Here is a 9,854-nt window from a genome sequence, read left to right as displayed (position 1 = left end):
GCCAAACATACTTTTGATGAAGATGATGTAATGGTTTTATATCCTAAAACTATTGCAGATTACGATAAATTAGTAAATAAATTAACAAAGTATAATATTGCAGTTATACGTGCACTGAATCCGTTTTGGAATGAAAATGGAAAAATGATTCAGGATCCAGATGGCTATAGAATCGTAATATCACCTTTAAAAGCTGTAATCAGCGAAATTGAATAATGGAACAAGAAACTCACAAGAAAATATTATTTAAATACTACAGTGATTATCTAGACGAAGTAGTTTCTGAGACGATGTGGGCAGAAATTATAGATTTAGAAAAAGGACTTTTTAAATTGGATAATATCCCTTTTTTCGGACCTTTAATTGCTACTGATGATATTTTTTATGCAGAATATGACGAAACAGAAGAACGTTTCATGCATAGAAAAACGATTCAAAACTCTGGAAATTCGATTGTTCAGATTGCTGTTTTAGAAAAAGGTTTTGATAAAGAAATTATTCGCGAAAAATTAAATGCAATAAATTGTTTGTCTGAAGGATTAAATGAAACTTTTTTTGCAGCAGAAATAGCCAAAGATGTAGATTATTCTTTGGTAAGAAACCTATTGAATGAATACGAATCACAAGATATTATTGAATTTGCAGAACCTTGCCTTTCAGAAAAACATAGGGCAGATTTATTAAAAAACTAAACTAATAACGATAAGATTACGCATACCAATCAACTTAACTTAAACTTAAAATAAATGAAAACTGTCAAAATTGCGGGTGTTCCAGAACACTTCAATTTGCCGTGGCATCTATGCATTGAAAACGGTGAATTTGAAGAAGAGAACATCGACTTACAATGGACAAATGTGCCCGAAGGAACGGGTAAAATGTGCCAAATGCTTCGTGATGGAGAAACAGATCTTGCTGTTATTTTGACCGAAGGAATTTTAAAAGATATTTCGGCTGGAAATCCGAGTAAAATTGTTCAGATTTATGTGCAATCTCCTTTAATTTGGGGAATTCACGTTGATGCAAAATCTGATTTTCAGACCTTGAAAGATCTTAAAAATAAAAAAGTGGCAATTTCGAGAATTGGTTCTGGATCACAATTGATGGCTTATGTAAATGCAAATGAACAAGGCTGGGAAATGGATGATCTTGAGTTTGAAATTGTAAACACTATTGATGGCGCTGTTGATGCTTTAACAAGCAAGAAAGCCGATTATTTTATGTGGGAACGTTTTATGACCAAACCTCTAGTAGATAAAGGAGTTTTTAGAAGAATTGATGACTGCCCTACTCCTTGGCCTTCATTTATAATTGTAGGCCGTGATGAGTTTTTAAAAAAGAACGCCAAAACAGTAGAAATGATTCTCAAAATAATCAACAAAACAACAGTTGATTTTAAAGAGATTCCAGAAATCGACAAGAAATTATCAAAGCTTTTTAATCAAAAAGCAGAAGATATTAAAGAATGGCTAAAATTGACTCAGTGGTCACAAAAAAATTTGACAGAAAAATCTTTTAATAAAATTCAAAATCAATTATTTGATCTGGGAATTATTGATAAAAAAAGTATTTTTGTAGAAACAGTAAAAGCATTGTAATACTGCTTTTTGATTCGTATGATGAAATTCCCTAAAATTGACTTACCGTATTTAAAATCCAAGCTACAGGTGAAATCACCGTGGGACAGGATTATTATTTCGATTTTAAGTCTTTTAATTACAATTCCGATTTTCATTATTCTGCATCAAAATTTAATAGATTTAGAATGGGCGTTCAATCTCGATCGCGTATTCATCTTTATTTTTGTTTTTGCAGCCATATTTTTTCTTCTGATGTATCTCAGAACAATAATTATTTTATGTGTTGCCGTTTACTTGATAATTCTATTTTACGGATCGGTTATTGGAAATTACGGTTTTAGCGAAATCTCAGAAGATTACAATTCTATGATTTATACCATGTCTGATAATCCTTATCCGCAGGACATTATTGTAGCAAAACTGCTTCCGTTTCCTAATAAATCAAAGATTATAAATGCTATAGAGTACCAAAATCCTAAAGTGCGAAATTTTGCCATTATGGCCACTACAAAGCATTTTAAAAAGATTAGAGGCTATTCAGATTATCGAACTATAATTCAGTGTTTTGCAGTTTTTAAAGAAATAAACAGCAGATGGAATTATGTAAACGATCCAAAAGAAGGTGATTACATCGCAACTGCCAGCGAATCTCTTGAATATTTCTCAGGCGATTGCGATGATCACTCTATTTTGATGGCGGCAGCTGTACGCGCAATTGGCGGAACTCCTCGCCTTATTCATACCAAAGGGCATATTTATCCCGAAATTTTAATTGGTTCGATGATTGATCTAGAAAAAGTCAATTATTTGATCAAAAATGTTCTTTTTGTAAAAGAAAGCTACGGCAAAAAATTACACTACCACATAGACGAGCGTGGACAAGTCTGGATGAATCTAGATTATACTGCAACTTATCCTGGTGGCCCTTTTATGTATGAGGAAATTTTGGGAGCTTTAACTCTTAATTAACCTGTCTCAAAGTGTCTATTTTGTAATTTTTTATTGCTACAATAGTCAATGCTTAAGTGGTTGGTTATCAGTAGAAGTCCCAAAAACAAAGACTTTTCAAATTAAAAGCTATTCGATTTAAGAAGTAAAAAAAATCTTTATAAATATTTGATTCCGAATATTTTAATGTTATTTTTTTTTGTAACTTTTTCCTGTTTAACTTTTAATCACAAAATCATGAAAAACTCTAAATTATTTACCCTCGTAATTGCCATTGCTGTCGTCGTATTAATTGTTTCATGCCATCGTAAAAGAGACAAGCTTGTGAATTCATGGAAAGTTACTGCTGTTGAACCAAAAGAAACTGTTTCTGATTCTACAAAAAACGCAATTTTAACCAACGGTATGCTTACTTTTACTGAAGATGGGCATGTAACAGGATATTTGCTTCGTGAAATCACAGACGGAACTTATGCGCTAACAGAAAAAGGTAAAAAACTAGTTATAAAAGATGAAGTTGGCACACCTTACGTTTGTGAAAGCACTATAACAGATGATAAGTTAATTTTAGACACCAAAGAAGCAAAACTAACATTTGATAAAATTTAAATAAGAATTACATCGTAATTCAGCACAAAAACCATTCGTTACAATTGTAAAGAATGGTTTTTTGATTTTTAAAGTTAAAATAAATATCTTTGCACTTCTTAAAATAAGCACTGGCATATGTGAAAAATAATTTCTTTCAGGAAAATGTAGTAAGCGACCACAACTTTGTGGCTGCTAGATTATTTATCTTTAAAAGAAAGGAATTATGCTTATTCTTCAAAATATCTCATATCAGCATGAGAATAAAGACATGCTGTTTCAAAACATTAGCTTTACGCTAAACAATCACGATAAAACCGCTTTGGTTGGAAATAATGGTGTTGGAAAATCTACACTTTTAAAAATTATTGCTGGCGAATTAAAACCTTTTTCAGGGCAGATAATTCAAAATTCTAAGCCTTATTTTGTTCCGCAATTATTTGGTCAGTTTAACGATTTTACGGTTGCTGAAGCTTTGCACGTAAAGGAAAAAATAAGTTCACTTAAAGAAATACTTGAAGGTATTGTGACTGAAGAAAATCTTCAATTGTTAGATGACGACTGGACGATTGAAGAACGCTGTAATGAAGCTTTGTCTTATTGGCAATTGCATGATTTGGATCTGAACCAGAAAATGCAAACTTTAAGCGGCGGACAGAAGACAAAAGTCTTTTTGGCAGGAATGATGATTCACGAACCCGACTTGGTTTTATTAGATGAGCCTAGTAATCATCTGGATTTTGCCAGCAGAACGTTATTATATGATTTTATAAAATCTACCTCTAGTACATTGCTTATTGTCAGTCACGACAGAACATTGCTCAATCTTTTGAATAAGACGCTGGAAATGACCAAAAATGAAATTTCTGTTTATGGAGGGAATTATGATTTTTATAGCGAACAGAAAAAAGTTGAAAATAATGCCTTAGAACAAGATGTTCAGAGCAAAGAAAAGGCATTGAAAAAAGCCAAAGAAAAAGAACGAGAAAGTATTGAACGTCAAAATAAATTAGATTCGAGAGGCAAAAAGAAACAAGAAAAATCGGGTGTTGCCAGAATTATGATGAATACACTCAGAAATAAAGCTGAAAATAGCAGTTCTAAGATTAAAGATGTTCATGCCGAGAAAATTAGCGGTATTTCTGAAGATTTACGACAACTTCGATCATCACTTCCTGCAATAGATCAAATGAAATTTGGTTTTAATAATTCTTCTTTTCTTAAAGGAAAAATTCTTTTTAAGGCTTCAGAAATAAATTACAATTATGGTGAGAGGAATCTTTGGAATGAAAATCTAAATTTTGAAATTCTGTCAGGAGATCGTTTGGCTGTAAAAGGATTAAATGGCTCTGGAAAAACAACTTTAATTAAAATTATTCTTAGAGAATTAAATCCAACTAAAGGACAAATAACTTGTTTGGATAAAAAAGCAATTTATATAGACCAAGATTATTCTTTATTAAACCAAAATCTTAAAATATACGAACAAGCTCAGGTTTTCAATGATTGCGGTTTAGAAGAACATGAAATCAAAATGAGACTGAATCGCTTTTTGTTTTCTAGAAATGATTGGGACAAACCTTGCAATGCGCTGAGCGGTGGCGAAAGAATGCGCTTAATGTTATGCTGTTTAACGATTAGCAACGAATCGCCAGAGATTATAATTTTAGATGAACCAACAAATAATCTGGATATTCAAAATATAGAAATATTGACTTCGGCTATCAACGAATATCAAGGCACTTTAATTGTGATTTCACACGATCAATCGTTTTTGGAACAGATTAATATTGAAAAAAGTATTTTACTTTAAACAAAACAGTTAGCGCTGAGAATTATCTCGGCGCTAATTTTTCAATTTCATTGCAAATTAAATCTGGTTCTTGAAGTGTAATATAATGACCACTTTTTTCTGCAAAAACCTGTTTGCTATTTGATGACAATTGCAGTAAATCTATTTGCAATGTGTTATGTATAGTCAAATATTCTTTTTCTAATTTTTTATCCTTCATTCCTTCTACACCGTCAGGATATTTTGCAGTGATTATTGTTAATGGAACGGAACCAAAACCATTTATTACCGAGGCTTCCTTCATTAGTTTTTTATCATTTTCAAGTTCTGTCATCATTCCGTCAAAAATGCGATAAAAATATTTTTTTACATTTTGATTGAACCAATGCGTTTTAGGAACAACTGTTGTAAAACCAGTATTACTATAAAGGATTCTAATAACGCCAATTTCGTTCAAAAAACTTAAAAGTATTCTGGGCGGAGGTTGAACCGAATTTCTCAAAGCTTCTGACGATTTTTCTAACTGCTTTGGATGTGTTACATCAACAAAAACAATTCCCGCCATATCTTTTTTATTTTTTTGAAGAAACAATCTTGGAGTAATTCCACCAAAGGAATGTCCAACTAAAATGTATGGTTTTGGACAATTGGTCAGCTTCAGTAATTCTTCTAAATCGCTAGAATATCTTTTTAATGAAATTTCTTGAGAAGAATCACTCCATAAAATTCCAGCTTTATCATAAGAAATTGTGGTGTATTTTTTAGAAAGTTTCTTTTGGATTTCCTGCCAATGTAGATAATCTCCACCTAAACCAGATTCAAAAATTATGGTACAAGAACCATTTCCTTGCTTTTTGTAATGAATATTTCGGCCATCTATTTTTACAAATTCATTATTATCAGGACGTTTACTGTCAAAGTAAAAGCGTGCAATTTGTTCAAATAAAAATCCTATAAAAATTAAAACTAGAAATGATATGAATGCTATTTTTAAGATTTTGAATATATTTTTTATCATTTTATATTGTTTAGAATACTTGCTGTTAGCTCCAAAAGTAAACCTATTTTTGCTCTAATTCAAAAGTATTTATAATCATTCTAAATAATGTTTAGCGATTTTATACTAAATAATTTATAGCCAATTTTTTACATAAAATCAGTAAATTGCAGAGAAGCTTTTTATAAAGCTATTCCTCTTTAAAATACACTGTTGAAAATCAGAACTTAACGTTTAATTAAATGTCTAAATTTATGAAACTAAAAAACAGAATTCTTCCTGCCCTACTTGCTTTTACATTATTAATAACTGAAACTGTCTTGCCTTGTACGAGAGTCGTTTATGAAGGCTTAAACGGAACAATTATTACTGCACGTTCTATGGATTGGAAAGGTGAAATTCCGGCCAATTTGTGGATCTTTCCTCGTGGAATTGAAAGAAACGGAGAAGCTGGAACCAGTTCTATCAAATGGAAATCGAAATATGGAAGTGTAATTACAAGTTCGTGGGATATTGCCTCTTCTGATGGAATGAACGAAAAAGGACTTGTAGGCAATCTTTTGTGGCTTGTAGAATCGCAATATCCTGCATTTGAAAAAAATGGTAAAGTAAAAGGTTTGGCGGTTTCGTTATGGCTCCAATATGTTTTAGATAATTTTTCGACAGTTGCAGAAACGGTATCAGCATTAGAAAAGAACGATTTTGTGATTGCTTCTTCTCATATTCCAGGAACTAACATTTTTGCTACTGTACATTTATCTATTTCTGATTCTAGTGGAGACAATGCTATTTTCGAATATATAAACGGCAAACTGATTATTCATCACGACAGAAAGTATGTAACGATGACTAATTCTCCAATTTTTGATCAGCAATTGGCAATTAACGCGTATTGGAAAGGAATTCCTGGCACTATTATGCTTCCTGGAACCAATCGTGCGGCAGATCGTTTTGTAAGAGCTTCTTATTATATCGATGCCATTCCGAAAACAGATAACACTAGAACAGCTTTGGCAAGTGTTTTTGGAGTAATTAGAAACTGTTCTGTTCCGCTTGGAATTTCGTCTGAAACCGAACCGAACATCTCCTCTACTCGCTGGAGAACAGTTGCAGATCAAAAAAACTTGGTTTATTATTTTGATAATGTTCTGAATCCAAATGTGATTTGGGTTGAATTCAGTAAAATTGATTTTAGTGAAAAAGGAAAAATCAAGAAATTAAGTTTGGCCAATAATGAGAATTATGCAGGCGATTCACTACTAAATTTCAAGGAAACAAAGCCTTTTCAGTTTGCAGGACTTGATTAAAGTTAGTCAAAAATATAGTTAAACCCTTCAAATTGAAAAGTTTGAAGGGTTTGTTTTTTGAAAATAAATCAAAAAAAATATTGCGCAGTCAAATGACTTCATTATATTTGCAGTCAAATAACTGCATAATGGAAATTAGAAGAGACGTTTTTCAAGCAATAGCCGATCCTACTCGAAGAGCTATTTTAAGTTTGGTTGCCATTCAGGCTATGACTCCTGGGGCAATTGCCGAGAATTTTAATTCGTCAAGACAGACGATTTCAAAGCATATTCAAATTCTAAGCGAATGTGAATTGTTGCATCAAACACAAAACGGAAGAGAAATTTATTATCATTTAAATCCAGAAAAAATGAAAGAAATTGACAAATTCATCGAGCCATTTAGAAAAATGTGGGATGATCGTTTTAATAAGTTAGAATCAATTATGAAAAACTATAAAAAATAAACCATGGAAAAGAAAACCAAAATTCATGCTGAAGACGACCGACACGATCTTGTAATTACAAGAGAATTTGATTTGCCTGTAGAATTATTATTTAAAGCTTATGAAGATCCTGAAATTGTAGCACAATGGATGGGAACAAAAGTTTTGAAGCTTGAAAATAAAAAATATGGAGGATGGGAGTTTGAAACTAGTGATGCCAACGGAAATGTAGTTTTTAAAGCTAATGGCGTTATTCATGATTTTGTTCCAAATCAAAAAATAGTACGCACGTTTGAAATGGAAAATATCAATTTTGCACCTCAATTGGAGTTTTTAGAGTTTGAAAAACTAACTGACGATACCAGTAGATTAACGATGCAGATTATTTACAAATCAATTGAGCATAGAGCCACACAATTAAAAATGCCATTTGCGCAAGGATTAAATATGGCGCATAGTAGATTAGAAGAAATTGTAACTAAACTTAAATAAAGTAATCATGACAAAACGTAATAAAATTATTTATTGGATTGCCACACTTTGGTTGGCTTTGGGAATGATTTCTACAGGAATTGTACAGCTTATACCAATGAAAGAAGAAGCTGAAATGATACAGCGTTTGGGTTATCCGCTTTATTTCTTGACTCTTTTAGGGGTTTGGAAACTTTTGGGTGTAATTGCTATTTTGATTCCTAAATTCGGTTTATTGAAAGAATGGGCTTATGCTGGTTTCTTTTTTGCGATGTCTGGAGCTGTTGTTTCGCATTTGGCTGTAAAAGAAGATGCTTCAACACTTTTCGGACCAATATTATTAATTGTTCTTACTGTAGTTTCTTGGTATTTTAGACCAGAAAGCAGAAGATGTACTTCTAACTAAAAAGTCAAAATCATGAAAAAACAACTGACAGCAAACCAACAAGAAGAACTTTTAAGCATTCTTGAAAAACGTTTTGAGAAAAATAAAAGTCGACATGAAAATCTAGATTGGTCAAAAATAGAAATCAAATTAAAGGCAAATCCGTCAAAGTTATGGTCGCTTGATGAAATGGAAAGAACGGAAGGCGAACCAGATGTTATTGGCTATGATCAAAAAACGGATGAATATTTGTTTGTAGATTGTTCTGCAGAGAGCCCAAAAGGACGCAGAAGCATTTGCTATGATCATGAAGCGTTGGAAAAAAGAAAAGAACACAAACCTGCAGACAGCGCTATAAATATGGCGCAAGAAATGGGAATAGAAATTTTAAATGAAGAACAATATAAAGATTTGCAAAAGCTAGGAAAATTTGATGCCAAAACTTCAAGCTGGATTTTAACTCCATCAGAAATACGAAAATTGGGAGGAGCAATTTTCTCAGATTTCAGATATAATACTGTTTTTGTATATCATAATGGTGCCGATTCTTATTATGCCGCGAGAGGTTTTCGTGGTTTGTTAAGAATTTAAAATTAAAGTCCTTCAAGTAATTTGAAGGACTTTTTTTATTCTCTTAAAATTTTTTCCATTTTTTTGCCTTTAGCAATTTCATCAATTAATTTATCTAGATATCGCATTTTTTGAATTAGAGGATCTTCAATCTCCTCTACTCGATATCCGCAGATAACTCCAGTAATTTTGGATGCATTCGGATTGATTTCTGGAGCTTCGGCAAAGAAGGTTTCAAAATCTACTTTCTTTTCAATTTGTGCTTTAATTTGCTCGTCACTATATCCTGTAAGCCATTTGATTACGATGTCTAATTCTTCTTTTGTTCTTCCTTTTTTTTCGACTTTTTGAATGTATAAAGGATAAACGCTAGAAAATAGTATTTTGTAAATTCTTTCTGTTTTCATTGTAGTATCATTTTGCTAGAAATGCAGTTATGTAAATATAAATCAAAAGCTGTTAGAATAAAAATACAAACAATATTTAATACCTTAGGGTTTCAAAAAATCAAGGAATTTTTAAAAGTTATTTCTATGGAAAACCAAGATACTAAAACACCTAAAGTAATCGGAATTGGCGGCATCTTCTTTTATTCGGATAATCCAAAAGAAACAAAAGATTGGTACACTAAAAATCTAGGATTTGATATAAATGCGTGGGGCTCTTCAAGCTTTGATTCGAGAGATTTAAATAATCCAGACCAAATAAATTCGCTGCAATGGAGTCCGTTTCCAAAAGGAGATGATTACTTTTTACCTTCAAAAAAGGATTTTATGATCAATTATCGTGTG

The 9,854-nt window shown here is 31.9% G+C and carries 13 protein-coding genes and 1 pseudogene; 12 read left to right on the top strand and 2 right to left on the bottom strand.

Annotated features, from left to right (window positions below; genetic code table 11):
• The 6 genes from B3J44_RS02895 to abc-f form a co-directional block, all read left to right on the top strand.
• On the top strand, positions 1–216 hold a 216-nt coding region (locus B3J44_RS02895; protein WP_349678282.1), incomplete at its 5' end, for a VOC family protein.
• Positions 216–692, top strand: a complete 477-nt coding sequence (locus B3J44_RS02890; protein ID WP_286965662.1) for a DUF4265 domain-containing protein — start codon at positions 216–218, stop codon at positions 690–692. The genes B3J44_RS02895 and B3J44_RS02890, both read left to right, overlap by 1 nt.
• A gap of 54 nt (positions 693–746) precedes the next feature.
• The gene (locus tag B3J44_RS02885; protein ID WP_278021662.1) at positions 747–1,598 is read left to right on the top strand and encodes a substrate-binding domain-containing protein; all 852 of its coding nucleotides are present in this window, start codon (positions 747–749) and stop codon (positions 1,596–1,598) included.
• A gap of 18 nt (positions 1,599–1,616) precedes the next feature.
• Positions 1,617–2,549 carry a transglutaminase gene (locus tag B3J44_RS02880; RefSeq protein ID WP_198855651.1) on the top strand — a complete coding sequence of 311 codons (933 nt, stop codon included), beginning with the start codon at positions 1,617–1,619 and terminating at the stop codon, positions 2,547–2,549.
• Between the two features lie 216 nt (positions 2,550–2,765).
• Positions 2,766–3,137, top strand: coding sequence for a hypothetical protein (locus B3J44_RS02875; protein ID WP_233074056.1), 372 nt, complete (start codon positions 2,766–2,768; stop codon positions 3,135–3,137).
• A 205-nt stretch (positions 3,138–3,342) separates the two neighbouring features.
• Positions 3,343–4,929 carry a ribosomal protection-like ABC-F family protein gene (abc-f, locus tag B3J44_RS02870; protein WP_286965659.1) on the top strand — a complete coding sequence of 529 codons (1,587 nt, stop codon included), beginning with the start codon at positions 3,343–3,345 and terminating at the stop codon, positions 4,927–4,929.
• Between the two features lie 22 nt (positions 4,930–4,951).
• Here the strand turns inward: abc-f and B3J44_RS02865 are convergent, their stop codons facing one another.
• Positions 4,952–5,926 (bottom strand): alpha/beta hydrolase, encoded by a 975-nt coding sequence (locus tag B3J44_RS02865; RefSeq protein WP_286965658.1) that lies wholly within the window; start codon positions 5,924–5,926, stop codon positions 4,952–4,954.
• Positions 5,927–6,159: 233 nt separating this feature from the next.
• On the opposite strand from B3J44_RS02865, the gene B3J44_RS02860 reads away from it, so the two are divergent.
• The 5 genes from B3J44_RS02860 to B3J44_RS02840 all read left to right on the top strand — a co-directional run bounded on the left by B3J44_RS02860 (position 6,160) and on the right by B3J44_RS02840 (position 9,084).
• The gene (locus tag B3J44_RS02860; RefSeq protein WP_286965657.1) at positions 6,160–7,212 is read left to right on the top strand and encodes a linear amide C-N hydrolase; all 1,053 of its coding nucleotides are present in this window, start codon (positions 6,160–6,162) and stop codon (positions 7,210–7,212) included.
• A gap of 128 nt (positions 7,213–7,340) precedes the next feature.
• Entirely contained in the window at positions 7,341–7,658 is a 318-nt protein-coding gene (locus tag B3J44_RS02855; protein ID WP_198855646.1) for an ArsR/SmtB family transcription factor, read from the top strand.
• Between the two features lie 3 nt (positions 7,659–7,661).
• Positions 7,662–8,129, top strand: a complete 468-nt coding sequence (locus B3J44_RS02850) for an SRPBCC domain-containing protein (RefSeq protein WP_286965656.1) — start codon at positions 7,662–7,664, stop codon at positions 8,127–8,129.
• A 7-nt stretch (positions 8,130–8,136) separates the two neighbouring features.
• Positions 8,137–8,514, top strand: a complete 378-nt coding sequence (locus B3J44_RS02845) for a DoxX family protein (RefSeq protein ID WP_286965655.1) — start codon at positions 8,137–8,139, stop codon at positions 8,512–8,514.
• Between the two features lie 12 nt (positions 8,515–8,526).
• Complete coding sequence (locus B3J44_RS02840; RefSeq protein ID WP_286965654.1) at positions 8,527–9,084, top strand: DUF4256 domain-containing protein; 558 nt, start codon at positions 8,527–8,529, stop codon at positions 9,082–9,084.
• 35 nt (positions 9,085–9,119) lie between these two features.
• Here B3J44_RS02840 and B3J44_RS02835 read toward each other — a convergent pair whose 3' ends face one another.
• Entirely contained in the window at positions 9,120–9,470 is a 351-nt protein-coding gene (locus tag B3J44_RS02835) for a DUF2200 domain-containing protein (protein WP_286965653.1), read from the bottom strand.
• 126 nt (positions 9,471–9,596) lie between these two features.
• Between B3J44_RS02835 and B3J44_RS02830 the strand changes: the two are divergent.
• A pseudogene (locus B3J44_RS02830) lies at positions 9,597–9,854 on the top strand (VOC family protein); the annotation flags it as partial.

Origin of the sequence: Flavobacterium sp. UBA4854 (genome assembly GCF_002399805.1) — a bacterium.
Classification (GTDB): Bacteria; Bacteroidota; Bacteroidia; order Flavobacteriales; family Flavobacteriaceae; genus Flavobacterium; species Flavobacterium ginsengisoli.
The sequence above is the reverse complement of the archived record's forward strand: the minus strand, read 5'-3'. Positions and strand labels throughout refer to the sequence as shown.